The 25,776-nt window shown below is 65.0% G+C and carries 21 protein-coding genes and 1 pseudogene; 11 read left to right on the top strand and 11 right to left on the bottom strand.

Annotated features, from left to right (window positions below; translation table 11 throughout):
• Positions 1-5: 5 nt before the first annotated feature.
• The 6 genes and pseudogenes from kdpE to ACK3SD_RS12505 all read right to left on the bottom strand — a co-directional run bounded on the left by kdpE (position 6) and on the right by ACK3SD_RS12505 (position 7,792).
• Positions 6-698, bottom strand: a complete 693-nt coding sequence (kdpE, locus tag ACK3SD_RS12530) for a two-component system response regulator KdpE (protein ID WP_481125704.1) — start codon at positions 696-698, stop codon at positions 6-8.
• Positions 658-3,375, bottom strand: coding sequence for a two-component system sensor histidine kinase KdpD (gene kdpD, locus ACK3SD_RS12525; RefSeq protein WP_481125703.1), 2,718 nt, complete (start codon positions 3,373-3,375; stop codon positions 658-660). The genes kdpE and kdpD overlap by 41 nt, the downstream gene beginning before the upstream one ends.
• A gap of 3 nt (positions 3,376-3,378) precedes the next feature.
• Positions 3,379-3,948: a potassium-transporting ATPase subunit KdpC gene (gene kdpC, locus ACK3SD_RS12520; protein ID WP_481125702.1), complete on the bottom strand. Its 570-nt coding sequence runs from the start codon at positions 3,946-3,948 to the stop codon at positions 3,379-3,381.
• A gap of 11 nt (positions 3,949-3,959) precedes the next feature.
• Positions 3,960-6,018, bottom strand: a pseudogene (kdpB, locus tag ACK3SD_RS12515) (potassium-transporting ATPase subunit KdpB).
• Positions 6,018-7,703 carry a potassium-transporting ATPase subunit KdpA gene (gene kdpA, locus ACK3SD_RS12510; protein ID WP_481125701.1) on the bottom strand — a complete coding sequence of 562 codons (1,686 nt, stop codon included), beginning with the start codon at positions 7,701-7,703 and terminating at the stop codon, positions 6,018-6,020. The pseudogene kdpB and the gene kdpA overlap by 1 nt, the downstream one beginning before the upstream one ends.
• Positions 7,703-7,792 (bottom strand): K(+)-transporting ATPase subunit F, encoded by a 90-nt coding sequence (locus ACK3SD_RS12505; RefSeq protein ID WP_137763863.1) that lies wholly within the window; start codon positions 7,790-7,792, stop codon positions 7,703-7,705. Before ACK3SD_RS12505 ends, kdpA begins: the two co-directional genes overlap by 1 nt.
• Before the next feature lie 233 nt (positions 7,793-8,025).
• Between ACK3SD_RS12505 and ACK3SD_RS12500 the strand changes: the two genes are divergently transcribed.
• Genes ACK3SD_RS12500 through ACK3SD_RS12485 form a run of 4 tightly spaced genes read left to right on the top strand, consistent with a single transcriptional unit; the run spans position 8,026 to position 12,277 of the window.
• The gene (locus ACK3SD_RS12500; RefSeq protein WP_481125700.1) at positions 8,026-8,979 is read left to right on the top strand and encodes a YbgA family protein; all 954 of its coding nucleotides are present in this window, start codon (positions 8,026-8,028) and stop codon (positions 8,977-8,979) included.
• Between the two features lie 43 nt (positions 8,980-9,022).
• On the top strand, positions 9,023-10,531 hold the full coding sequence (gene phrB, locus ACK3SD_RS12495; protein WP_481125699.1) for a deoxyribodipyrimidine photo-lyase: 1,509 nt from the start codon (positions 9,023-9,025) through the stop codon (positions 10,529-10,531).
• Positions 10,498-11,502 carry an MBL fold metallo-hydrolase gene (locus tag ACK3SD_RS12490; RefSeq protein WP_481125698.1) on the top strand — a complete coding sequence of 335 codons (1,005 nt, stop codon included), beginning with the start codon at positions 10,498-10,500 and terminating at the stop codon, positions 11,500-11,502. Before phrB ends, ACK3SD_RS12490 begins: the two co-directional genes overlap by 34 nt.
• A 31-nt stretch (positions 11,503-11,533) precedes the next feature.
• Entirely contained in the window at positions 11,534-12,277 is a 744-nt protein-coding gene (locus ACK3SD_RS12485) for a type 2 GTP cyclohydrolase I (RefSeq protein WP_481125697.1), read from the top strand.
• Positions 12,278-12,307: 30 nt separating this feature from the next.
• Here the strand turns inward: ACK3SD_RS12485 and ACK3SD_RS12480 are convergent, their stop codons facing one another.
• Together ACK3SD_RS12480 and ACK3SD_RS12475 are read right to left on the bottom strand one after the other, a co-directional pair.
• Positions 12,308-12,895, bottom strand: a complete 588-nt coding sequence (locus ACK3SD_RS12480; protein ID WP_481125696.1) for an N-acetylmuramoyl-L-alanine amidase — start codon at positions 12,893-12,895, stop codon at positions 12,308-12,310.
• Between the two features lie 328 nt (positions 12,896-13,223).
• The gene (locus tag ACK3SD_RS12475) at positions 13,224-14,621 is read right to left on the bottom strand and encodes an MFS transporter (RefSeq protein WP_481125695.1); all 1,398 of its coding nucleotides are present in this window, start codon (positions 14,619-14,621) and stop codon (positions 13,224-13,226) included.
• A 212-nt stretch (positions 14,622-14,833) separates the two neighbouring features.
• Between ACK3SD_RS12475 and pxpB the strand changes: the two genes are divergently transcribed.
• The 7 genes from pxpB to nei all read left to right on the top strand — a co-directional run bounded on the left by pxpB (position 14,834) and on the right by nei (position 20,529).
• On the top strand, positions 14,834-15,490 hold the full coding sequence (gene pxpB / locus ACK3SD_RS12470) for a 5-oxoprolinase subunit PxpB (protein ID WP_481125694.1): 657 nt from the start codon (positions 14,834-14,836) through the stop codon (positions 15,488-15,490).
• Entirely contained in the window at positions 15,484-16,413 is a 930-nt protein-coding gene (gene pxpC, locus ACK3SD_RS12465; protein ID WP_481125693.1) for a 5-oxoprolinase subunit PxpC, read from the top strand. The genes pxpB and pxpC overlap by 7 nt, the downstream gene beginning before the upstream one ends.
• Positions 16,403-17,140 carry a 5-oxoprolinase subunit PxpA gene (pxpA, locus tag ACK3SD_RS12460; protein WP_481125692.1) on the top strand — a complete coding sequence of 246 codons (738 nt, stop codon included), beginning with the start codon at positions 16,403-16,405 and terminating at the stop codon, positions 17,138-17,140. The genes pxpC and pxpA overlap by 11 nt, the downstream gene beginning before the upstream one ends.
• A gap of 76 nt (positions 17,141-17,216) precedes the next feature.
• A complete protein-coding gene (locus ACK3SD_RS12455) occupies positions 17,217-17,942 on the top strand; it encodes a DUF969 domain-containing protein (protein ID WP_481125691.1) in 726 nt (241 codons plus the stop codon).
• A complete protein-coding gene (locus ACK3SD_RS12450) occupies positions 17,939-18,952 on the top strand; it encodes a DUF979 domain-containing protein (RefSeq protein ID WP_481127551.1) in 1,014 nt (337 codons plus the stop codon). Before ACK3SD_RS12455 ends, ACK3SD_RS12450 begins: the two co-directional genes overlap by 4 nt.
• A gap of 60 nt (positions 18,953-19,012) precedes the next feature.
• Positions 19,013-19,663: a pyroglutamyl-peptidase I gene (gene pcp / locus ACK3SD_RS12445; protein WP_137763851.1), complete on the top strand. Its 651-nt coding sequence runs from the start codon at positions 19,013-19,015 to the stop codon at positions 19,661-19,663.
• A gap of 74 nt (positions 19,664-19,737) precedes the next feature.
• Positions 19,738-20,529 carry an endonuclease VIII gene (gene nei / locus ACK3SD_RS12440; RefSeq protein ID WP_481125690.1) on the top strand — a complete coding sequence of 264 codons (792 nt, stop codon included), beginning with the start codon at positions 19,738-19,740 and terminating at the stop codon, positions 20,527-20,529.
• A gap of 6 nt (positions 20,530-20,535) precedes the next feature.
• Here nei and ACK3SD_RS12435 read toward each other — a convergent pair whose 3' ends face one another.
• From ACK3SD_RS12435 to ACK3SD_RS12425, 3 genes are all read right to left on the bottom strand, one after another.
• Positions 20,536-20,787: an autotransporter outer membrane beta-barrel domain-containing protein gene (locus ACK3SD_RS12435; RefSeq protein ID WP_481125689.1), complete on the bottom strand. Its 252-nt coding sequence runs from the start codon at positions 20,785-20,787 to the stop codon at positions 20,536-20,538.
• The gene (locus ACK3SD_RS12430; protein WP_481125688.1) at positions 20,726-23,788 is read right to left on the bottom strand and encodes an autotransporter outer membrane beta-barrel domain-containing protein; all 3,063 of its coding nucleotides are present in this window, start codon (positions 23,786-23,788) and stop codon (positions 20,726-20,728) included. The genes ACK3SD_RS12435 and ACK3SD_RS12430 overlap by 62 nt, the downstream gene beginning before the upstream one ends.
• 302 nt (positions 23,789-24,090) lie before the next feature.
• Complete coding sequence (locus tag ACK3SD_RS12425) at positions 24,091-25,374, bottom strand: citrate synthase (protein WP_481125687.1); 1,284 nt, start codon at positions 25,372-25,374, stop codon at positions 24,091-24,093.
• Between the last annotated feature and the right edge of the window lie 402 nt (positions 25,375-25,776).

The raw sequence follows: 25,776 nt of genomic DNA, 5'->3' as shown, positions 1-25,776 counted from the left end.
TCCCGTCAGGCCATAAAGCGGTAGCCGACCCCGGTTTCGGTCAGCAGGTGCTGCGGCCGGGTGGGGTCGGCCTCCAGTTTTTGGCGCAGATGCCCCATGTAGATGCGCAGGTAGTGGTTGTGCTCCACTGCGTTCGGCCCCCACACCCGGCTCAATAACTGCCGCTGCGTCAATACTTTGCCACGGTTTGCCAGCAGCTCTGCCAGCAGGCGGAACTCAATCGGCGTCAGGTGCACCGGTTGGCCCTGGCGTGTCACCCGCCGGTTGGGCAGATCCACCGTCACCTCTGAGAAGGTCACCAGCGGGCTGTCATTGCCGCCGTGGCCGTTATGGCGGCGCAATGAAGCGCGCGCCCGCGCCAGCAGCTCACCCACGCCAAACGGCTTGCTCAGATAGTCATCCGCGCCCGCGTCCAGCGCGGCGATCTTCTCCGCCTCCTCACTGCGCGCCGACAGCACGATCACCGGGATCGCGCTCCACTGGCGCAGATCGTGGATGAAATCCAGCCCATCGCCATCCGGCAGCCCGAGATCCAAAATGATCAGATCTGGCTTGCGGGTCGCCGCCTCGATCAGCCCACGTTGCAGGGTGCCAGCGTCATGCACGCGCCACCCCTCCGCCTCCAGCGCGGTACGCACAAAGCGGCGGATCTCATTCTCATCTTCCACTATCAGGATCTGCACCGGGTTCAGGGCCATTCTCCTCAAGGAATTCTGCCGCAAGGGCCGGGGGCGGGGTGAGGGGCAGCCAGAAACGGAAGGCCGCGCCCCCCTCAGGGCGATTCAGCGCCTGAATCTCCCCGCCGTGAAGCACCATAATGGCACGGCAAATCGCCAGCCCCAAGCCCACGCCGGGGATCGCTGACTCCCGCTGCCCACGGGCGAACTTGTCAAAGATGCGCAGCTCCTCGCCGGGCGGGATGCCGGGGCCATCGTCCCAGACCGTCACCCACAGCCGCCCCGGCTCCTCCTCGGCGCGGATGCCGAGGGTGGCGGTGGGGCCAGCGTACTTATGGGCATTCTCCAGCAAATTGACCAGCACCCGTTCAATCAGTCCGGCGTCACACTGCACCAGCAGCAGCGCCGGCGGTAGCTCAAGACGCAGCGGATGCCCCTCCAGCGTTGGCTCCAGCGATCGCAGCGCGCTGCCCACCAGCTCATCCAGTGCCTGCCACTCCTTGCGCAGCTGGAGGCCGCCGGACTGGATGCGCGCCATGTCGAGCAGGTTGTTCACCAGCCGGGTAGTGCTCAGTACCTGCTGGCGGATCTGGCTGGCCTGTGGCGCAAAGGGGGAGTGCGCCGCCGCCAGATCGAGGGTGAGAATCTCCGCCTGACCAAATAGCACCGTCAGCGGTGTGCGCAGATCGTGGGAGAGGGCGGCGAGCAGCGAGTTGCGTAGCTGCTCCCGTTCGGCGTCAACCCGCGCGTGCTCCGCCTGTGCCGCCAGATGCAGGCGCTCCAGCGCATTCGCCAGCAGCACGCTGAAGGTCTGCAACAGCCGCTGTTGCTCTGGCACCATCAACTGGCGCGGGCTGGCCGGCTCCACCGCCAGCAGCCCCAGCGCCTGCCGGCCGGTGGCCAGCGGCAGCAACTGGTAAGGGACGCCGGGCAGGGTGTCGGTGCCTGCCCCGGCCGGGGCGCGGGTGTCGAAGCTCCAGCGGGCGATGGCCGGATCGATCGCGCCCGGCGTGGATTCTGGCTCGCTGTAGGGGTGCAGCTCGCCCTGCTCGTCAGGCAGCAGCAGGCTGACGCGCGCCTGAAAACTGCCCGCGACAAAGCGGCAGCCAGCCTGCGCCACCGCCTCCGGCGTCAGCGCCTGACTCAGGGCGGTAGAGATCTCATACAAATGGCGGGTGCGCTGCTCGCGGTAGCGCGCCACCCGCGCCTGATAGCGTACCCCGGCGGTGAGGTTACCGATCAGCAGGCCGACGGTGAGCATCACCGCAAAGGTGACCAGATATTGCGCCTCACTGACCGCCAGCGAGCCGCGCGGCTGGACGAAAAACAGGTCGAAGCTGGCGACGTTCAGCAGCGCCGCCACCACCGAGGGCCAGCGGCCAAAGAACAGCGCCACCACCACCACCCCGAGCAGGTAGAGCATCACCAGATTCGACAGGTCAAAGCCGGGCAGCAGCCACTGTGACGCGCCGGTGATCAGCGCGCAGAGCGCCAGCGCCGCGCCGCATCCCTGCCACTGGCGCTGCCAGCGCGTCGCCAGCGGGCGGGCGTCAGATGGCCCGCTGGCGGCGGGCACGGGGGTGAGCGGGATCAGCAGCAACTCGGCCTCCGGGGCCAGCCGCGCCAGCCGTTCACCAAAGCTGCGCCGCCAGCGGCGACCCTCACGCGGGCGGCCTGCGAGGATGCGCCCCAGCCCATGCTGGCGGGCGTAGCGCAGCAGCGCCCGCTCCGGTTCGGCGTCCGCGAGGGTGGCGGTCTCCGCGCCGAGCGCCTGCGCCAGCTTCAGTGCCTGCAAAATCGCCCGCCGCCGCGCCTCTGGCAGGCGGTACAGCCGTGGCGTTTCGGCATAGACCGCATGCCAGGGGCAGTTGAGCCGGCTCGCCAGCCGGGCGGCGGCGCGCACCAGCCGCTCCTGCCCGGCGGCGGGGCCGATGCAGACCAGCAAGGCGTCACGCGGCGTATTGCCGCCCTCCGGCCCGTGGCGCAGGGCGCGAATCTGCCCATCCACCCGGTCGGCGGTGCGGCGTAGCGCCAGCTCCCGCAGGGCGATCAGGTTGCCGGTGCGGAAAAAGTGCTCGATGGCGCGCTCCGCCTGACCGGGCAGGTAGACCTTGCCCTCCTTCAGGCGGCGGCGCAGGTCATCCGGCGGCAGATCGACCAGCACCACCTCGGTGGCCTGATCGAAGATCTGGTCGGGCACCGTCTCCCGCACCCGGATGCCGGTGATGCCGCCGACAATGTCATTCAGGCTCTCCAGATGCTGCACGTTGACGGTGGTCAGCACATCGATGCCGGCGTTGAGCAGCTCCTCCACATCCTGCCAGCGCTTGGGATGGCGTGATCCCTCGACGTTGCTGTGCGCCAGCTCGTCCACCAGGATCAGCGCCGGGTGGCGCGCCAGCGCGGCGTCGAGGTCAAACTCCGGCAGCGCGCGGCCACGGTGGCTGACGCGGCGCGGCGGCAGCTGCGGCAGGCCCGCCAGCAGCGCCTCGGTTTCGCGGCGGCCGTGGGTCTCCACCACACCGGCCAGCACTGCCAGCCCGGCCTGTTGCAGGCGCTGCGCCTCCTGCAACATGGCGTAGGTTTTCCCCACCCCGGCGCAGGCACCAAAAAAGATCTTCAGTTGCCCGCGCGGGCGGGCGTTCGCCAGCGCCAGCAGGGCGTCCGGGTCAGGGCGTTCAGGCGCCTCATCCACCATGCATTATCCTTTGAGCGCATCCAGGGCGCGGTTCAGTTCCAGCACATTGACCACCGGCTCGCCAAGCAGCGCCGGGAAGGGCGTTTCGGTCTGGGCCGCCACCAGCCGCTCCAGCGTCGCCGGTGGCAGGTGGCGGACCCGCGCGATGCGCGAGATCTGCCAGCGCGCCGCCTCGGGCGAGATGTGCGGGTCCAGCCCACTGCCGGAGGCGGTCACCAGATCCACCGGCACTGCCGCCGGGCTGCCGGGGTGGGCGGCACGTAGCGCGGCGATGCGGTCGGCCAGTGCCTGATCGAGCGCCGGGTTGCTGCCCGCCAGATTGCTGCCGCCCGACGCCAGCGTATTATAGGGCGCGGCCGATGTCGCGGAGGGACGTCCCCAGAAATAATTGTCATGGCTGAAGGGCTGGCCAATCAGCGCCGAGCCGACCGCCCGGCCCTCGGCGTAGATCAGCGAGCCGTGCGCCTGCGGGCTGAACAGCCAGCTGGCCAGCGCGGTAGTCAGCAGCGGGTAGGCGAGGCCGGTCAGCAAGGTCAGCAGCAACAGCAGCACAGCGGGTCGTAAATGGCTCATGGGGTCTCCTTTCAGGCCATGCCCAGCAGGGTGAGGAACAGATCGATAAGCTTGATGCCAGCGAACGGCACCAGCAGCCCGCCCAGCCCGTAGATCCAGAGATTGCGCCGCAGCAGCGCCGCCGCGCCCATCGCCCGGTAGCGCACGCCCTTCAGCGCCAGCGGGATCAGGAATACGATGATCAGCGCGTTGAAGATCACCGCCGACATGATGGCGCTGGCCGGCGAGTGCAGGTGCATCACGTTCAGCGCGTTGAGCTGCGGGTAGGTGGCAGCGAAGGCCGCCGGGATGATGGCGAAGTACTTGGCGACATCATTGGCGATGCTGAAGGTGGTGAGCGAGCCGCGCGTCATCAGCATCTGCTTGCCGATGTGCACCACCTCAATCAGCTTGGTGGGGTTGGAGTCGAGATCGACCATATTGCCCGCCTCCTTGGCCGCCTGGGTGCCGGAGTTCATCGCCACCGCCACGTCGGCCTGCGCCAGCGCCGGGGCGTCATTGGTGCCGTCGCCGGTCATCGCCACCAGCCGCCCCTCGGCTTGGTACTGGCGGATAAGCGCCAGCTTGGCCTCGGGCGTCGCCTCCGACAGGAAGTCATCTACCCCCGCCTCGGCGGCGATGGCCGCGGCGGTCAGTGGGTTGTCGCCGGTGATCATCACGGTTTTGATGCCCATCTTGCGCAACTGGGCGAAGCGCTCGCGGATGCCGCCCTTCACGATATCCTTCAGCGCCACCACCCCCAGCACCTGATTGCCGTCGGCCACCACCAGCGGTGTGCCGCCCTCGCGTGCCACCCCTCCACCAGCGTGTTGACCGCCAGCGGGAAGGCACCGCCGTTGGCCTCCACGTGGCGGCGGATGGCGTCCACCGCCCCTTGCGCACGCTGCGCCCCGGCAGTTCCACGCCGCTCATGCGCGTCTGGGCGGAGAAGGGCACAAAGCTTGCGCCGAGTGCGCTGAGCGGCCGCTCGCGCAGATTGAAGCGCTGTTTCGCCAGCACCACGATGCTGCGCCCCTCCGGTGTCTCATCCGCCAGCGAGGCCAGCTGGGCGGCGTCGGCCAAGGCCTGCTCTGCCACGCCCGGCGCGGGCAGGAAGGCGCTGGCCTGCCGGTTGCCGAGGGTGATGGTGCCGGTCTTGTCGAGCAGCAGCACATCGACGTCACCGGCCGCCTCCACCGCCCGGCCGCTGGTGGCGATCACGTTGGCCCCCAGCATCCGGCTCATGCCCGCCACGCCAATCGCCGACAGCAGCCCGCCAATGGTGGTCGGGATCAGGCAAACCAGCAGCGCCACCATCACCGTGACGGTGATCGGCGTACCGGCCCCGCTCGCCAGCACGCTGAACCAGGAGAAGGGGAAGAGGGTGGCGGTCGCCAGCAGGAAGACGATGGTCAGCGCCACCAGCAGGATGGTGAGGGCGATCTCGTTGGGCGTCTTGCGGCGCTGCGCCCCCTCCACCATGCTGATCATCCGGTCAAGGAAGGTGTCGCCGGGGTTGGCGCTGCACTCCACCACCAGCCAGTCGGAGAGCACCCGCGTGCCGCCGGTGACGGAGGCGAAATCGCCGCCGGACTCGCGGATCACTGGCGCGGACTCGCCGGTGATGGCGCTCTCATCCACTGACGCGCCGCCTACCCGCACTTCACCGTCGCAGGGGATGATGTCACCCGCCTCCACCAGCACCCAATCGCCCTTGCGCAGGCTCTCCGCCGCCACCTGCTCATGGGCGGCCTCCGGCTGTGGCGCAGCCAATTTTTTCGCCCAGTTGCTCTTTTTCACGCCGCGCAGGCTGGCGGCCTGTGCCTTGCTGCGTCCCTCGGCCAGCGCCTCCGCCAAATTGGCGAACAGCACCGTGAACCAGAGCCACAGGCTGACCGCGCCGGTAAAGCCGCTCTGTTGGCCAGCCAGCCACTGTTGCAGCCAAATCAGGGTGGTCAGCAGGCTGCCGAGGTAGACCACAAACATCACCGGGTTGCGCCACTGGGCGCGAGGGTCGAGTTTTTTCAGCGCGCCCAGCAGCGCGGCGCGCAACAGCGCTGGCGTCAGCAGGGACGAAGGTTGTCGTGTCATCACAGGCTCCCTGAGTACCCAATGGGCTGAAGGTGTTCGGCCACTGGCCCCAGCGCCAGTGCCGGAATAAAGGTCAGCGCGCCGACCAGCAGCACGGTGCCGACCAGCAGCCCGACAAACAGCGGGCCGTGGGTCGGCAGGGTGCCAGCTCCCGCCGGCTGGCGCGGTTTTGCCGCCAGCGAGCCAGCAATCGCCAGCACCGGCACAATGACGCCAAAGCGCCCGACCGCCATCACCACCGCCAGCAGCAAGTTGTAGAAGGGGGTATTGACGCCCAGACCGGCGAAGGCGCTGCCGTTGTTATTGGCGGCCGAGGAGAGGGCGTAGAGCACCTCACTGAAGCCATGCGCGCCGGGGTTAAGGATGCCCGCACGCCCGGCGGGCAGCGCCAGTGCCAGCGCGGTGCCGAGCAGCACCAGCGCCGGTGTCACCAGAATCGCCAGCGCCGTCATCTTCATCTCGCGCACGTCGATCTTCTTGCCGAGGTACTCCGGCGTGCGGCCAATCATCAGCCCAGCGATAAACACCGTCAGCAGCACGAACAGCAACATGCCGTAGAGGCCGGAGCCGACGCCGCCAAATACCACCTCGCCAATCTGCATCAGCCACATCGGCACTAGCCCGCCCAGCGCAGTGAAGGAGTCGAGCATCGCGTTGACCGCGCCACAGGAGGCGGCAGTGGTCACCACGCTGAACAGCGCGGAGGCGGCGATGCCAAAGCGCGCCTCCTTGCCCTCCAGGTTGGCGGCGCTCTGCGCGCCGAGGGCGGTGAGGTGCGGGTTGCCCGCCAGTTCGGCGTACATCACCACCGCCACGCAGACCACGAAGATCAAGGACATCGCCCACACCAGCGCATTGCCTTGGCGGCGGTCGCCCACCACCTCGCCGAAGGCGAAGCAGAGCGCGCAGGGGATGAGGAAGATCGCCAGCATCTGCAACAGGTTGCTAAAGGCGGTCGGGTTCTCAAACGGGTGGGCGGAGTTGGCGCCGAAGAAGCCGCCGCCGTTGGTGCCGAGCATCTTGATCGCCTCCTGTGAGGCCACCGGCCCCATCGGTAGCACCTGCACGCCGCCCTCCAGCGTCGCCACCTGCTGGTAGGGCGCGAGGTTCTGCAACACCCCTTGGCTCACCAGCATCAACGCCAGCAGCAGCGACAGCGGCAGCAGCACGTAGAGGGTGATGCGCGCCAAATCGACCCAGGCATTGCCAAGGGTGGCGGTGGCGGGGCGGGCGAAGGCACGGATCAGCGCGAAGGCCACCGCGATGCCGCTGGCGGCGGAGAGGAAATTCTGCACCCCCAGCCCGGCCATCTGGCTCAGGTAGCTCAGGCTGTTTTCGCCGCTGTAGGCCTGCCAGTTGGTGTTGGTGACAAAGCTGACGGCGGTGTTCAGCGCCAGATCCCAGTCCAGCCCCGGCAGGTGTTGCGGATTGAGTGGCAGCACGCCCTGCGCCAGCAGCAGCGCCAGCAACAGCAGCAGCCCGAGCGCGTTGAACAGCAGCAGCGCCAACAGGTAGTGCACCCAGCCCATCTCGTTGGGCTGCGGTGCCAGCAGGCGCTCCAGCCCGCCAAGCCCCGGCGGCGGCCCGCCCTCCACCAGCCGGGCCATGCCACTGCCGAGCGGCCGCGCCAGCGCCAGCAGCACCAGCATAAACAGGGCCAGCAGGCCCATGCCTTCCATTGTCATTAGAATGCCTCCGCCCGGATCAGGGCATAGACCAGGTAGGCCAGCACCAACAACACCAGCCCGGCCCCGGCGATTACGCTGAGACTCATCTTCTTCTCCTGTGGGATTTCGTTACCCGCAGGCTAGGGCGTGGCAGGCAAAGAAGCTGAAAAAATCGGGCGTGCGGGTGTAAAGAAAAGATAAAAACCATCCTCATTGATAATTTTTTAAACGCTAACCTGTACAAAACCAGTAATTTGTATAAATTGTTGGCCCCGAGGGTGGGACAGTGGCCCGCTCTCTTCTACACTTAATTCATCATGCACAACACCAGGGAGCCGTCGTGAGTGAAAAAATTCCTATTGGAATCAGCGCCTGCCTGCTGGGTGAGAATGTCCGGTTTGATGGGGGGCATAAGCGATTCGGCTTTGCCGTGGAACAGTTGGCCCCCTATGTTCGCTTCGAACCGGTATGCCCGGAGATGGCGATCGGTCTGCCGACGCCGCGCCCGGCGCTGAGGTTGGTCAAAGCCGATCAGGGCATCGTGATGCGTTACAGCAACGATGAGTCGGTGGATGTCACCGAGGCCATGCAGCACTACGCCGAAACGCGGGTCAGTTCACTCGGCCACCTGTGCGGCTACATTGTCTGCGCCAAGTCGCCGAGCTGCGGCATGGAGCGGGTGCGGGTCTACAGCGCCAATGGCAAGGACGCGCGTAAAAGTGGCGTCGGCCTCTATACCGCCGAGCTGATGAAGCGCTACCCGTGGCTGCCGGTGGAGGAGGATGGTAGGCTGCACGATCCGGTGCTGCGCGAGAACTTTGTGGAGCGGGTGTTCGCGCTCTATGAGCTGAATATGTTGTGGAAGCAGGGGTTGTCGCGCGGCGGGCTGATCGCCTTCCACAGCCGCTACAAGCTGTCGCTGCTGGCGCACTCCCAGCCAGAGTACCGCGAGCTGGGGCGCTTCGTCGCCGCCATTGACCAGTGGGAGTCGTTGGAGGAGTTCACGGTGGAGTACCGCAGCCGGCTGATGAAGCTGATGTCCCACCACGCCACCCGCCGCAACCACACCAACGTGCTGATGCATGTGCAGGGTTACTTCCGCAACCAGCTGACAACTGACCAGAAGCAGGAGCTGACCCAGCTGATCGATCGCTATCGCCGTGGTGTGCAGCCGCTGCTGGCCCCGATCACGCTGCTCAAGCACTACATGCGCGAGTTCCCGGATGGCTACCTGCAACAACAGCGCTATTTTGAACCCTATCCCGAAGCGCTCTGCCTGCGCTACGGACACTGAACCGGGCGGCCTGCGGGCCGCCCGTTTGTTGACAGGATCTGTTATGGCAACCCATCTGGTCTGGTTCCGAAATGACCTACGCGTCACGGATAACCGCGCGCTGCACGCCGCCTGCGAAGACCCGGAGGCGCGGGTGCTGGCACTGTTTATCGCCACCCCGGCGCAGTGGGCCTCCCACAGCATGGCCCCGCGCCAGGCGGCCTTCATCCGGCAGAATCTGGCGGCGTTACAGGCGGCGCTGGCGGCGCGCCACATCGAACTCTTCTACCACCAATGCCCGGACTTCACCGACAGCGCGTTGTGGCTGGTGGAGTTCTGCCATGCGCAGCAGGTCGATCAGCTTTTCTACAACCGCCAGTATGAGCTGAATGAGCGGCGGCGTGACGCCACGCTGGAAAAAGCGCTGGCAGGCACGGTGCTGTGCCGCAGCTTTGATGACAGCCTGTTATTGCCGCCGGGTAGCGTGGTGAATGGGCAGGGCGAGATGTACAAGATCTACACCCCGTTTCGCAAGGCGTTTGTCCGTCGGCTGACGGAGTCAGACACCCGCTCGCTGCCCGCGCCCAAGCCGCGCCACACCAACGAGGTGGCACGCCACCGGTTAACACCGTTTGACTACCCGCAACAGGAGCCGGATGCCGAGCTCTACCCGGCGGGCGAGGAGGCGGCACTGGCGCAGCTGCGCCGCTTCTGCCGCGAGCAGGTGGAAGATTACTCGCGCCAGCGTGACCAGCCCGCGCTGGAGGGCACCAGCCGCCTGTCGGCCTATCTGGCGATTGGCGTGCTCTCGCCACGCCAGTGCTTCAACCGCCTGCGCACCGAGTGCCCGCAGATGCTGGAGCAGCAGGAGGGCAGCGCTTTCGGCTGGTTCAATGAGCTGGTGTGGCGCGACTTCTACCGCCATTTGCTGGTGGCATGGCCGATGCTCAACAAACACCAGCCGTTCGTGCCGTGGACGAAGTTTGTGCCGTGGCGGCGTGATGAGGCGGCATTCGAGGCGTGGAAGCGCGGCCAGACCGGCTACCCGATCGTGGACGCCGCGATGCGCCAGATGAACCAGACTGGCTGGATGCACAACCGGCTGCGGATGATCACCGCCAGCTATCTGGTGAAGGATTTGCTCATCGACTGGCGCGAGGGCGAACGCTACTTCATGTCGCAGCTGATTGATGGCGACTACGCCGCCAACAACGGCGGCTGGCAGTGGGCGGCCTCCACCGGCACCGACGCGGTGCCCTATTTCCGCATCTTCAACCCTACCACCCAGGGCGAGCGCTACGACAAGCAGGGCGCGTTTATCCGCCGCTGGCTACCGGAGCTGGCGGCGGTGCCGGATAAGTTCATCCACCAGCCGCACCGCTGGGCGGAACAGCACCAGCACGTGCTAGACTATCCGGCACCACAGGTCGATCATGCCGATGCGCGGCGCGACACGCTGGCCGCCTTCGAGGATGCCCGCCGCCATGCGCAACGCCTTGAGGATGGCGGCCTCTCGGAGGATCGTCAAGGAGCAGGCAGATGGGCAGAGGAAAATACCGGGCAACCTTACTGATTGGCGCGGCGCTACTGGCGCTGTGCCCGACGGCGGCACTGGCTGGCTTTGAGCTAGTGGCGCTGGGCGTGCGTGGCGGGGTGGATCAGCAGAACCTGAGCGCCTACCTGATCCGCAGCGATCAGGATACGCGCTGGCTGGCGCTGGACGCCGGCTCGCTGTTGCCGGGCATCCGGCAGGCGTTGGCGAAAGGCAGCCTACCAGAGGCGACGCCGCAACAGGCCGCGCCGCTGACGCCGGAGGGCTACGTGTTCCGCGAGCTGATTGCTGGCTACTTCATCAGCCACGGCCACCTCGACCACCTGGCCGGATTGCTGCTCAATGCGCCCGAGGATAAGCCGCGCAAGCCCATTTACACCACCAGCGACACCGCCAACACCCTGCGTACCCACTACTTCAACTGGAAAAGCTGGCCCAACTTCAGCGACAGCGGCAACGGCACGCGGCTCGGCACCTACCGGATCTACACCCCGCCGCCCGGCCAGCGCTTCACCCTGGCAGACACCCGCATGAGCGGCGTGATCTACCCCCTGAGCCATGAGGGCGGCGCCTCGGCGATGCTGCTGATCCGCCACGGCGAAGAGGCATTCGCCTACTTTGGCGACACCGGCGCGGATGCCGTCGAGCGCTCCCGCCATTTGCACGCCGCCTGGGCGGCGCTGGCACCGCTGGTGCAGGCGCGCCAGCTCAAGGGCATTATGCTGGAGAGCTCCTACGCCGATGACCAGCCCAGCGACCGGCTCTACGGCCACCTGACGCCCGCGCTGCTACTCAGCGAACTGGCGCGGCTGGCGGCGCTTAGCGGCGGCGAGGAGGCGCTGCGCGGCCTGCCGGTGGTGGTCACCCACATCAAGCCGTCGTTGCAGGCCAGCAAGGATGTGCCCGCCGAGGTGAAACAGCAACTTGACGCCGGAAACCGCCTCGGGGTTAACTTTATCTTTATGCAGCAGGGCGACCGCCTGACCTTTTGATGCCCTGCGTGACCTACCAAGGAAATGAACCATGCGCAATACCGAACTGGAACGCCTCATCAACCAGAAACTCAACGTCAGCGACTTTAAAGACTACGCGCCGAACGGCCTCCAGGTGGAGGGGCGTGAAGAGGTGCAACGCATCGTCACCGGCGTGACCGCCAGTCAGGCGCTGCTTGACGCCGCCGTCGCGCACCGGGCCGATGCCATCGTGGTGCACCACGGCTACTTCTGGAAGAACGAGCCGGTGGTAGTGCGCGGCATGAAACGCAACCGCCTGAAGACCCTGCTGACCGAGGATATCAACCTTTACGGTTATCACCTGCCACTGGACGCGCACCCGGAGCTGGGCAATAACGCGCAGTTGGCGCAGATGCTGGGAATTGAGGTGCGGGGCGAGGTGGTGCCACTGGTGCCGTGGGGCGAGCTGACCACGCCGCTCACCGGCGAGGCGCTGCGCCAGCGGCTGGAGCAGCAACTGGGGCGCAGCGTGCTGCACAGCGACACCCACGCCCCGGCCACCATCCGCCGCGTCGCGTGGTGCACCGGCGGCGGGCAGGGCTTTATCCAGCAGGCGGCGGAGTTTGGCGTCGATGCCTTTATCAGCGGGGAGGTGTCGGAGCAGACCATCCACATCGCGCGTGAGATGGGGCTGCACTTCTTTGCCGCCGGCCACCACGCCACCGAGCGCGGCGGCGTGCGGGCGCTCGGCGAGTGGCTGGCGCAGGCGCATGGGTTGGAGGTCACCTTCATCGACATCGATAATCCGGCCTGATGCGGTGGGGGCAGGGCGCTGCCCCCTTTTTTAAGCCATGTGGGTCGGAATGGCTTGCCGGGATTGGATAAATTCATCCAGCGCGTCAACAATGGCATCGTTAATTGCCTCGCGCACCTCCGCCTCCAGCAAGGTACTTCGATCGTGCTCGTTACTGATAAAACCCAATTCAATTAATACCGCTGGCCCGGTAAATTTTAATACCGCCAACTCCGGGCGATGCTTTATTCCCCGGTCACGGAAATGGGTGGTTCTCACCAGCCGCTCCTGTATTAACCGTGCCAACGGCTTGCTATTGTCACGGTTATAGATCACCTCGACGCCCTGTGCGGCGGGATCGTCCGAAGCGTTGAGGTGCAGCGAGATCAGGATGTCGCCGCCCGCCTCCTTGACGCGCTGGGCGCGCTGCGACAGCGGCGTCGGTGTCTGGCTATCCTGACGGGTGATAAACACCTCGAAGTCGCCTGAGCGCAGCCGCTCCTTCAGCGCCAGCCCATACTCCAGCACCACATCCGCCTCAAACAGCGGCGGGTGTGAGGGGGTGTGCACGGCACCGGGATCAAAGACCCCCGCCTTGCGGTTTGCCATGCCATGTCCGGGATCGATGCCTATTTTCATAGTGGTTCCTTACTGCCATTACAGTGGTTAAGTAGGTGGGAAAATCCTCCTTATTAAAATAAAAATCAGGATGTAATAAGCGTAACGGCTGTTCGCTTGCCGCTGGCAGAACCATCAGCCCGGCAGGGAAAAGTTTATAAATAGAGTGTGCAAGGACGGCGAAAAATAAAAATCACATTAATGTGATTTATTCTTTTCATAAAAAATGGGCGAAAGATGAGATCTATTTCTCATCTTTTAGCCTAATCAAGTAAATTTATTATTTCAATGATCATGGTTAGGCAAGTAATAATAGGCCAGCCAGCCGGTGATGGGGCAGGCCTGCGCGCTACCCGTGATGAACGCGCTTCTCCGGCTCCTCGGGCAGGGCGTCATCCTCAAGCAGGATAAACGCTTTTTGCAGGCCGGTGTCGGCGTCCGGGTCGGCCCCCTGTGGCGGGAAGGGGGACGTCGAGTCATCATTCACCGGCATCGCCTCCTGGATCTGCTGCTCATCAAACGCCGGGTTAAGCGCTGGCGAGAGCGGCGAACTGGTCAGGCTGTCGGGGATCACGGCGTGCGGCACCGGCGCATCCTCGGCCAGCGGCACCTCCTCCGCCTGTGGCACCGGCCGCGCCAGCGCCGCCATCACCGCGCCGCACAGCGCAAAGAAGGCGTAGAGGATATGGCCGCCCAATGGCTCCATCAGCGAGCCGACCAGCAGCGGGCCAAGACAGGCGCCAACGCCAAAGGCCATCAGCAAACAGGCGGAGAGCGACACCCGCCGCTCCGGCGCAATCTGGTCATTGGCCAGCGCCACCACCAGCGGGTAGAGCGAGAACTGCATCAGGCTGACCACGAACCCGATCCCCAGCAGCAGCGCGAACGGCAGGCGCGGCAGCAGCGCCAACGGCAGTGCCGCCAGCAGCAACAACAGCGCACCGATGCAGAGCAGCCGGTTGCGGTTGTAGCGGTCAGAAAGCCAGCTCAGCGGGAACTGCGCCAGCAGCCCGGCGAAGATCGCCAGCGCCATGAACAGCCCGGTCTGGCGGGTGGTCAGCGCCTGTTGGCTGGTATAGACCGGGGCCAGCCCGTAGAACGCGCCCACCACCATGCCGGTCAGCAGCGTCAGCGCCAGCACCTTGGGGATCGCCCCGAGGAAGAACTTCAGCTCCAGCGGCGCGGGTGACATGTGGTTGGCGTGGGTGCGGGTGGTGAGGGCAATCGGCACCAGACAGAGGGCAAAGCAGAGCGCGATCAGCAGCAGCGTGCTGATGCCCAGCCCATCCTGCCACATCAGCACCACCTGGCCGAGCGACATCCCCAGATAGGAGGCGGCCATATAGAAACCAAACACCAGCCCGCGCTGCTCTGACTGCGCCTGATCGTTGAGCCAGCTCTCCAGCACCATGTACTGGCACATCATGCACAGGCCGATGATCAGCCGCAGCCCAACCCACGCGGGCAGGCTGTCCGTCAGCCCGTGGCCGAGCACCGCGGCGGTGATGATGCCGGAGCAGGAGACATAGGCGCGGATGTGGCCGACGCGGGCGATCAGCACGTGGCCCACTTTGCCGCCAATCACCAGCCCGATATAGTGGGCGGCGATGATGGCGCCAATCAACATGCCGCCCACCTGCATCGCCGTCAGCCGCAGCGAGACATAGGTGGTGAGCAGGCCGGAGCCAAGCAGCATCAGCAGGGTGGTGGTGTAGAGGGGAAAAAAGACGCCCAAGGTTTTTTTCACGCTATCTCCCTTATTCCATGCAAGAAAGGCGGGGCATGAGGCGCCCCGGCGCACCTTCACCGGCGCAGGATGAACAACCCGATACACTTGATACTAGCAGGTGTGTAAGGGCGTGAGGCCGCTGCCACGTAACAGGTTGACAGCGCACCAATAGTTGCAGCATAAATATGCATGTTTTGATTGATAAATATTCTTTATCTAAGGGGTGGCCAGTGCAGCGAGCACGTTGTTATCTGTTGGGGGAGCGCGCGGTCGTTCTGGAGCTGGAGCCGCCGATTTCGCTGTTGAGCCAGCAGCGCATCTGGGGGCTGACGGCGCGCCTACGCGAGCGGCCGGAAGTGCGGGAAGCCATTCCGGGCATGAATAACCTGACCATCCTGCTGGCCGAGCCGCAGGCGGTGGCGCTGGACGCCATCGAGCGGCTGCAACGCTGGTGGGAGGAGAGTGAGTCACTGGTGCCGGAGGCGCGCCAGGTGGAGATCCCGGTGATCTATGGCGGCGCGGATGGCCCCGATCTGGCGGGGGTGGCGCGCCACACCGGGCTGACGCCGCAACAGGTGGTGGAGGCGCACGCCTCGGCCCACTATATCGTCTATTTCCTCGGCTTCCTGCCGGGCTTCTCCTATCTGGGCGGGATGCCGCCACAGCTTGCCACCCCGCGCCACGGCGAGCCGCGCCTACAGGTGCCGGCTGGCTCGGTGGGCATCGCCGGTGAGCAGACCGGCATCTACCCGCTGGCCTCGCCCGGCGGCTGGCAGTTGATTGGCCGCACGCCGAGCCGTTTGTTCATGCCGGAGCAGCAACCGCCCACGCTGTTGCAGCCGGGCGACAGCGTGCGCTTTGTGCCGCAGAAGGAGGGCGTATGCTGAAAATTGTTCGTGCCGGGATGCTGACCACCGTTCAGGATCAGGGCCGCCACGGTTTCCGGGCGCTAGGCATCAGCCAGACGGGCGCGCTGGATCTCCCGGCGCTGCAACTGGCGAACCTGCTGGTCGGCAACGCGCCGCTGACGGCGGCACTGGAGATCACCCTCGGCCAGTTCTGCGCCGAATTTTTGCGTGAGGATTGGATCGCCCTGACGGGCGCGGGCTGTGACGCTGAACTGGATGGCGAAAAACTCTGGACCGGCTGGCGCTACCGGGTGAAGCCGGGGCAGCGGCTGGTGCTGAAGATGCCCAAGCGCGGGATGCGCAGCTATCTGGCTGTCTCTGGCGGCTTTGATGTGCCAGAAGTATTGGGGTCGCGCAGCACCGACGTCAAGGCGGGCATCGGCGGCCATCAGGGGCGCGCGCTGCGGGATGATGACCTGTTGCCGCTCGGCACGCTGCATCACTTGCCGCGCCGCCCGACCGGCATCAAGCAGCTGCTGTTCAACAACCGCGTGCGGGCGGTGCCGGGGCCGGAGTATTTGGAGTTCAGCCCGGCAGCGCGGGCGTCCTTCTGGCGCACGGCGTGGCAGATCAGCCCGCAGAGCAACCGCATGGGCTACCGGCTGCATGGTCACGCGCTGGAGCGCACCACCGACCGCGAGATGCTCTCCCACGGCCTGCTGCCGGGCGTGGTGCAGGTGCCGGGCAACGGCCAGCCGATTGTGCTGCTGGCGGATGCCCAGACCACCGGCGGCTACCCGCGCATCGCCTGCATCATTGAGGCAGATCTCTATCATCTGGCGCAGATCCGGCTGGGCGAGCCGATTCACTTTATCAAGTGCACGCTGGAGCAGGCGCATCAGGCGCAGGCCGAGCAGGCGCGCTTCCTGCAACAGGTGCAGTGGGGGTTACATGAACGTTGATTTGAACGCCGATTTGGGCGAAGGGTGCGCCAACGACCGCGAGCTGCTGCAACTGGTGAGCTCCGCAAACATCGCCTGTGGCTTCCATGCGGGTGACGCGCAAACCATGGTGCAGTCGGTGCGCTGGGCGCGCGAGTTTGGCGTCGCCATCGGCGCACATCCCAGCTTCCCAGATCGGGAGAACTTTGGCCGCACGGCGATGCAGCTGCCGCCGGAGACGGTCTATGCGCAGGTACTCTATCAGGTGGGCGCGCTGGCGGCGATTGCCCGCGCCGAGGGCGGCGAGCTGGTTCACGTCAAGCCACACGGTATGCTCTACAACCAAGCGGCCAAGGAGCCAGCGCTGGCGGAGGCGATCGCCCGCGCGGTGCAGGCGGTGGACAGCCAGCTGCGGCTGGTGGGGCTAGCGGGCAGCGAGCTGATCCGCGCCGGGCAGCGGCTGGGGCTGGCGACGCGCGAGGAGGTGTTTGCTGACCGCCGTTACCAATCCGATGGTTCGCTGGTGCCGCGCAGCCAGCCAGATGCATTGATTGAGAGCGACGAGCAGGCGCTGGCACAGACCCTGCATATGGTTCAGCACGGGCAGGTCATCAGCCGCGACGGCCAGACGGTGCCGGTGCGCGCCGATACCGTCTGCCTGCATGGCGACGGCGCGCACGCGCTGGCCTTCGCCCGGCTGCTACGCCGCAGCTTCGCCGACCGGCAGATTGCGGTGCGCGCCGCCTGATCACACCGCCGCCCTGTGCGGCATCACGCATCACACGCCGGGCCGCGCCCGGCGTTTTTATCTGGGAGCAGGGAATATGCAACAGGCTGTGAATATGTGGCCGCTGATCGGCATTGCCGTGATTGTGGTGGGGTTTGTATTGCGCTTTAACGCGGTGCTGGTGGTGATGGTCGCTGGCATCGTCACCGGGCTGGCGGCCGCCATGCCGGTCATGGACATTCTGGAGAAACTGGGCAGCGGCTTCCTCAACACCCGCACGCTGCCGCTGATCCTGCTGCTGCCGCTGGTGGTGATTGGGTTGCTGGAGCGCCACGGTCTGAAGGAGCGGGCGCAGGCGTTTATCGCCACCATCCACAGCGCCACCGCTGGCCGCCTGCTGACCGTCTACCTGCTGGCGCGTGAGTTGACCGCCGCGCTGGGGCTGACCAGTTTGGGCGGCCACCCGCAGATGGTGCGGCCGATGCTGGCCCCAATGACTGAGGGCGCGGCCGCCCGTGACGGCCACCTGCCAGAGGCGACCCGCCACCGCCTGCGCGCGATGGCCGCCGCCACCGACAACATCGGGCTGTTTTTCGGTGAGGATATTTTTGTGGCCTTCGGGGCCATCATCTTCATGCACAACTTTATGCAGGAGTCGGCGGGCATCCAGACGGAGCCGCTGCACATCGCGCTGTGGGGCATCCCGACGGCGGTTGCCGCCTTCCTGATCCACGCCTTCCGCCTTAACCGGATGGATCGCCAACTCAAGCGGGAGCTGGCGGCGCTCAATGACGCCGCGCTGACGCGCAAAGGGGGCCACTGATGTTCCAGCAACAATATCTCTATACGCTGGCGGGCATCCTGCTGTTGCTGGTGGCGCTGCTCTCGCTGCGCGATCGCGCCAACCCCCGCCGCCTCTTTACCGGCCTGTTCTGGGGATTGTATGGGCTGATCTTCCTGCTCGGCGACTGGGCGGCGGAGTGGGTGGGGCAGATAACCGGTGGCGACGGCACCCGCGGCCTGCACATTCTGGTGGGCGTGCTGGTGGTGGTGATGGCGCTGATCGCTGGCTGCGGCGGCGTGCGGCTCGGCAGCTACTCCCAGCGCAGTGAGCGAGCGCGCAGCGAGAGCGCGGCCCGCCTCGGCAACCGGCTGTTCCTGCCGGCGCTGGCGATCCCGGTGGTGACGGTGCTCGGCGTGCTGGCCTTCAACAACATTCCTGGGCTGGCGGGCGCGGTGTTCGGCACCGGTAGCCCGCCGGCGCTGGTGACGCTCTTCTCCATGCTGGTGGGCTGCCTGATTGGGCTGGGCATTGCGCTGGTGATGACGCGCGACTCGGCGTTGCAATCGGTGCAGGAGGCACGCCGGTTGCTGGACGCCATCGGCTGGGCATTCATCCTGCCGCAGCTGCTGGCGACGCTGGGGCTGCTGTTCACTGCCGCTGGCGTCGGCAGCGCCATCGCTGACCTGACGCAGACCTACTTGGCGGTTGACCACCGGCTGGTGGCGGTGGCGGTCTACGCCATTGGCATGGCGCTGCTGACGATGATTATGGGCAACGCCTTCGCTGCCTTCCCGATTGTCACGGCGGGCGTTGGCATCCCGATTCTGGTGCTGCAACAGGGCGGCAACCCGGCGGTGATGGCGGCGATCGGTATGTTCTCCGGCTACTGCGGCACCCTGATGACGCCGATGGCCGCCAACTTCAACCTGGTGCCGGCGGCGCTGCTGGAGCTGCCGGATCGCAACGCGGTGATCAAGGCGCAGATCCCCACCGGGCTGGCACTGTTGCTGGTTAACATTTTCCTGCTCTACTTTTTGATGTTTTTATAGGCCACTGGCTATGCTGATCATAAGGCCGCCCAAGGGGCGACAAAACCGGGGGAGAAGAGGATGCAAACGGTACTGGTAACAGGGTTTGAACCCTTTGGCGGCGAGCGCCTCAACCCCTCGTGGGAGGTGGTGAGGCGGCTGCACGATATGGAGTTAGGCAGGGCGCACATTGTGGCGCGTCAACTGCCCTGCGTATTCCACCATGCGCTGGAGGCGCTGCACGCGGCGATTGAGGAGACGCAGCCGCGGCTGGTGCTGGCGGTGGGCCAGGCCGGTGGGCGGGCGGAGATCAGCCTTGAGCGGGTGGCGATCAACGTCGATGACGCGCGCATCCCGGACAATCAGGGCCAGCAGCCGGTGGATGAACCGGTGGTGCCGGGCGGCCCGGCCGCCTACTTCTCGCTGCTACCCATTAAGGCGATCGTCACCGGCCTGCGTGAGGCGGGCATCCCGGCGGCGGTGTCGCAGAGCGCTGGCACCTACGTCTGCAACCACGTGATGTACGGCCTGCTGCACCACCTGCACAGCCGCGGCAACTCGCGCATCAAGGGCGGCTTCATCCACATTCCTTACCTGCCGGAGCAGGCGGCCCACCATCCGGGCGCGCCCAGCATGGCGGCCTCCACGGTGCTGACCGCGCTGGAGCTGACCATCGCCATTGCGCTGAGCACCGAACGTGACCTGCTGGTGAGTGGCGGCGCGACCCACTGATTTTGCGCTATACTTCAAGGCGTTAACAGGCACGCTGCGGCGTGCCTCTCTTTAGCTGCCAAGGAGTTGTGCCCATGCCTGAAGGCCCGGAGATTCGACGTGCCGCCGATAAAATTGAGAAAGCCATCGCCGGGAAGCCGCTGACCGAGGTCTGGTTTGCCTTTCCCCACCTGCAACCCTACCAGTCAGAACTGATCGGCACCCATGTCATTCGGTTTGAGACGCGCGGCAAGGCGCTGCTGACCCACTTCTCCAACGGCATGACGCTCTATAGCCATAACCAGCTGTATGGCGTCTGGCGGGTGATGAAGCCGGGTGAGGCCCCGGCTGGCAAGCGCTCGCTGCGGGTGCGGCTGGAGACCGCGGATAAGGCGGCGCTGCTGCTGAGCGCCTCGGACATTTCGCTGTGGATGACGGAGGAGATTGAGCAGCACCCCTTCCTGGTGCGCATCGGCCCGGATGTGCTGGACAGCGCGCTGACGCCTGACATGGTGCGCGAACGGCTGATGTCGCCGGCTTTCCGCCGCCGCCAGCTGGCCGGCACGCTGCTTGACCAATCCTTTATCGCCGGGCTGGGCAACTACCTGCGCGCTGAAATCCTCTGGCAGGCGCAGCTTGCCCCCCACCACAAGCCGCAAGATTTGAGCGAGGTGCAGCGTGAGGCGCTGGCCGAGGCGGTGCTCTCCATCGCCCGCCTCTCCTACGCCACGCGCGGCCGGGTGAAGGAGGATAAACACCACGGCGCGCTGTTCCGCTTCCGGGTATTTGGGCGCGCGGGCAAGCCCTGCGAGCGCTGCGGCGGCACGGTCGAGAAGACCACGCTCTCCTCGCGCCCCTTCTACTGGTGCCCTACCTGCCAGCGCTAGTGGCGGTCAGAAGGTCGCCTTGATCCCGAGCGTCCCGGCGTACCCGTCCATATCCCCATCAAAGGCGCGCTGGTAGCGCAGCTCGCCATAGGCGGAGAGGTTGGGGCGCAGGGTGGCGGCCGCGCCGAGGCCCGCCTGCCAGCTGCTATTGCTGAACTCGGCCCGCAGGGTCTGCGACCCGACGCGTACCGGCGGTTCATTGCCGATCAGCGTGGTGGCGTCCAGCGTCAGGTAGGGGCGGAAGGCCCCCGGCGTCACGCGCCAGGCGCAGCCCGGCCCGTGCCTCGCCGCTATGGTTGGCGACGCCTGAAACATCGCTAATCTCATCGTGGAAGGCATCCAGGTGCAGGTACTGGTACTTCAGCTGGAGTTGTGGCTCCAGCGCCCAGTCACCACCGAGCGCGAATGGCCGCCCAGCCTCGGCGGAGAGAGCCGCGCCCAGCCCATGCTGCGCGGCGTGGCTGGCGCTGAAGTAGTCATTGCGGTAGCTGTTGAACTGGCCAATCACATCGAGATAACTGCCGTCCGTCGCCTGCCGGGTGTAGTAGCCGCCGGCGCTGTAGATGGTGCTGTCGAGGCGGCCAGTGGCGATGGAGAGTGCCGGGTTGAGCGCCCGCTGGCGGTCTTCGGCGTCCGTGCGCTGGCTGCCCAGCGTGACCACCCAACCGGCGCGGGTGGTCTGGCTCTCATCCCGCTGCTCATAGAGATCGTTGCCGAACTGCACGTAGCGGGTTTCGCTGTCATAGCCAAAGCGACCGGCATCCCAGCGCTGCTGCTGGTCAAACACCCGTAGCCAGCTCCCGTCGAGGTGCGCTACGTCGCCGCCGGTGCGCTGGTGGTAGGTGCCGAGCGCATCAAAGGCGTAGTGCTGGTTGAGCAGCGGCGCGGCGATATAGCTCGGCACCTCTTCGCGCCATGGGATCTCGTCTGGCGGCAACGGCTGCGGCTCGTCGCCATCATCCGGCACCGGTTCGCCCCCATCATCCGGCACTGGCTCATCGTCAAGGCTGGAGCGCAGGAACCAGTCGTTGGCATCCTGCTCGCCGCCCTGATAGAGCAGGTACTCATAGGCATCGACCGCCACCCGCTGGCCGAGCGTCACGCTGCCCTCACTCTGCCCATCCACCTCCAGCAGCAGGATGCCGTCACCCTGCGTCAGCCCGCCCGCGCCGCCGCTGTTGTGGACGTAGAGCTGGTAGTCGCCGCGCATGTCGCCGCCGACCCGCAGGCGATCACTGGGCGAGGCGTTGCCACCCAGTGCGCTGTTCATCACCAGCGTCCCGCCGCCGGTCAGGTCGTCGTCAATGTTCACCGTGGTGAAGCCGGTACTGTGCGGCGTAAAATCCAGGGTGCCATGGAGCGTCAACGCGTTGAGCTGGCTATCGCCCGTGACCTGCCAGACACTGGTGGCGTCAACCGCCAGCGTCGGGGCGCTCAGGCTGCTGCCTTGCCAGAGTGAGCCGTCGCGTAGATCGACGCTAATCGCGCTGGCCCCGTCGCTTTTAATCTCGCCGAGGAGTTGCGAATTGTCGCTGGCGCTCAGGAGGATGGCGTCGTTAGTGGGTATATTGCCACTTGTCGTGGCGGGCAGCGCGGTGGCATCAAGCAGCACGCCGCTGTCACTGGCAAGCTGGCTGCCGTGGGTAAGGGCGAGATTTAGCCCGCCGCCCTGTGAGGTGATGGCGTGGGACTCACTGCTGATCTGGCTGTTGTCGAGGGTGATCTGGCTGGTGATGCCGTCGCCCGGTGCGCTGTTCTGCTGGAGGATGCCGGTGGCGTCCTGACCGCTGGCGCGGAGCTGGCTGTGGGTCAGGGCAGTGTCGCCATAGGCGTAAGTCCTGATGGCGGCGGCCGCGTTGCCGCTGGCACTGCCGGTCAGGCCGGTGGCCTCAATGCGGCTGTGGCCGAAATTGAGCAGCAGGTTGCTGTTGTTTCCCTCGGCGCGGGCCTCGACCCCCGTCAGCGTGGCGTCACCGCCGCGCGCGACAGCCACCGCCGCCCCGTTGCCGCCCAACGCCGCCAGCGTCAGGTTTTCGCCGGTGGTCTGCCCCTCTGTGTAGAGGGCGTGGGAGAAGGCCCCGGTGGTGGTGACGCGGCTCTCTGTCAGCTGCATCACGCCGCGGTTGTCGATGCCGTGGCCCTGTAGCCCGTCGGTGGAGAGGCTCATGCCGGTGGCGGTCATCTGCGCGTCAGGCTGGGTGAGCCAGACGCCATAGCCGAGCGGCCCACTGATGCTGAACTCGCCGCCGTTGACTTCCACCTCACCGCCGCTACCGACATAGAACAGGTAGCTGGGGGTGGAGAGGGTGGTGCGGCTGTTGGTGACGCTGACGTGGGCGTCATTGAGCGTCAGCGAGCCGGCACGGCTGCTGCTGCCAGCGACGTCGAACACATCCAGCGTGCCTTGGGTCTCGGCGTGGAAGGTCGCCTGATTGAGCACCACATCCGCACCGGTGATATCCACCAGCTCCATTACCGGTGTATCGCCGGCCGCGCGGTTGTCCACCTCTACCGTTAGGCGTTCGGCGGTGAGGACAGCGCCGTTGCGCAGCGACAGCGCGCTGGTACCCGCCTGCATTGCCACGGTGCTGTCAACCAGCCGGCCCTCTGTCGCCCCCTCCAGCACAATGCCCTGCGCCTGTGCGCCGCTCACCTCAACATGAAGGTGATCGGCACTAAAGTATGAGGGCGCGTCGGGATTGTCGCCGGTCGCCACCAGCCCCTTGCCGGTTTTTCCCAGCACCTTAATCTGGCTGTCATTCAGGAGCAGGGTGCTGCTGTCACTTAATTTGATGCCTTCGCGTTGGGCGCTGGAAATAACGCTGTTTTTAACCGAAACATGGCTATTTCCCATCAGGTTAAGGCCACTGGCATTGCCGTTAATGGTTATTTCACTTTGTTCCATCAGCATGGCGGCATTGAGCATGTTAATGCCATCCGCCTCACGCCCGCTGGTGGTGATCTGGCTGTTGACCAGCTCCAGGCTGGTGAGGTCTGAGAGTTTGATGCCAACACCATAGTCGCCCCCCGTGGTAACCGTGCTGTCGGTGAGCAACAGGGAGCTGCCGTGCTGGCGCAGGATAATCGCCGGTTGGTCAAATGCTTGGCTGTTGATGCTGGACTGGCTCATGCGGTGCGCCTTGCCATCTTCAATGGTCAGCGGGCCGAGGTCACCGGCCAGTGCGTCGGGCAGGGGAGCCAGCCCATAGAGTAGGGTGGCGAGCAGCGTTTTACGGTAACGGAGCGGGCGGTTTTTCATATTTTCCAATACGTAGACAAATCTGTCGGCTATTAAATAGGCGAAAGTGGGTGCGAGGCACGGAAAATAGGGGCTGGGCCGGGCGATTTCAACTATTTTCGCGCCAGCGTAAAACCGGAAAGGATTACTGTTTGAATGGCCTTGGGTTACGGGAAATATTTTTTTTGTGAATGTTTGAGATTAATTAATTAAATATATGCATCTCGGGATTAATTATTTATCCCTTCTATTATTTACGACGTCGCAGGCATAAAAAAACCGGGAGACCTGAGTCTCCCGGTGGGCATCGAGTCAGTAAAGGCTTAGCCCTTAATCTGGCTCTTGAAGTCGCGCTGGTCGTAGCCAGTGTAGAGCTGGCGCGGACGGGCGATCTTGATGCCATCCTGGTGCATCTCGTTCCAGTGGGCGATCCAGCCGATGGTGCGGGCCATCGCGAAGATCACGGTAAACATGGAGGAGGGAATGCGCATCGCCTTCAGGATAATGCCGGAGTAGAAGTCGACGTTCGGGTAGAGCTTGCGCTCAATGAAGTAGGGGTCGTTCAGCGCGATGTGCTCCAGCTCCATGGCGACTTCCAGCAGGTCGTCCTTCATGTTCAGCTCGTTCAGCACTTCGTGGCAGGTTTCGCGCATGACGGTGGCGCGCGGGTCATAGTTTTTGTAGACCCGGTGGCCAAAGCCCATCAGGCGGAACGAGTCGTTCTTGTCCTTGGCGCGGCGCAGGAACTCCGGGATGTGCTCCACGGTGTTGATCTCTTCCAGCATCTTCAGGCAGGCCTCGTTGGCGCCGCCGTGTGCCGGCCCCCACAGTGAGGCGATGCCCGCGGCGATACACGCGAACGGGTTCGCGCCGCTTGAGCCGGCGGTACGCACGGTGGAGGTAGACGCGTTCTGCTCATGGTCGGCGTGCAAAATCAGGATGCGGTCCATGGCGCGCTCCAGCACCGGGTTCACCTTATACTCTTCGCACGGGGTAGCGAACATCATATGCAGGAAGTTGCCAGCATAGGAGAGGTCGTTGCGCGGATAGACGAAAGGCTGGCCGATCGAGTACTTGTAGCACATTGCCGCCACGGTCGGCATTTTCGACAGCAGGCGGAAAGCGGCAATCTCGCGGTGGCGCTCATTTTCCACGTCAATCGAGTCATGGTAGAAGGCTGCCAGCGCACCGGTCACGCCGCACAGCACCGCCATCGGGTGGGAGTCACGGCGGAAGCCGTGGAACAGGCGGGTGATCTGCTCATGCACCATGGTGTGGCGCGTCACGGTGGTGCGGAACTCATCAAACTGTGCTTTGGTCGGCGCTTCACCGTACAGCAGGATGTAGCACACTTCCAGGTAGTTGGACTCTTGCGCCAACTGGTCGATCGGGAAACCGCGATGCAGCAGGATGCCCTCATCGCCGTCGATATAGGTGATCTTTGATTCGCAGGATGCGGTCGAGGTGAAACCCGGATCGAACGTGAACAACCCTTTGGAACCCAGGCTACGGACGTCAAGTTCATCCTGACCGAGGGTACCGGTTAGGACATCCAGTTCAATCGGATCACTCCCCTCGCGGGTCAGTGTCGCTTTCTTGTCAGCCATTTTACTGTCTCCTTAGCGCCTTATTATTAAAATCTGTTACAACCGAGGCCCATTCTCCGGGAATACCGGATGCCTGTCGGTGCATGAGCGGCTGTAAATGGGGAGGGGTACAGCGTTCATGGCATGCAGCCCAGCCCGGAAGACCGGACACTGTGGCTGACCAGTAGAGGGCTGACAAGCTGTGTTCCTGGTTGTTAACGACTCAGTAATCTCGGGGTGATAGAACGCCTCACCCTACGACATCGCTCAACGTGCGGTGTGCTAAGCCCTGTGCGAGCCTTTCAATTGTCATCACAAATGGCACGTGTTCCGTTAATACACTGTTGCATAACTTAGGCGACCAGGGAAGAGCCATCTGATAAGCCTCAGGTCATAGGGGAGATTGCTTGCCTATATGTAATG

The organism is Chimaeribacter sp. YP20170169, from assembly GCF_056739715.1.
The sequence above is the reverse complement of the archived record's forward strand: the minus strand, read 5'-3'. Positions and strand labels throughout refer to the sequence as shown.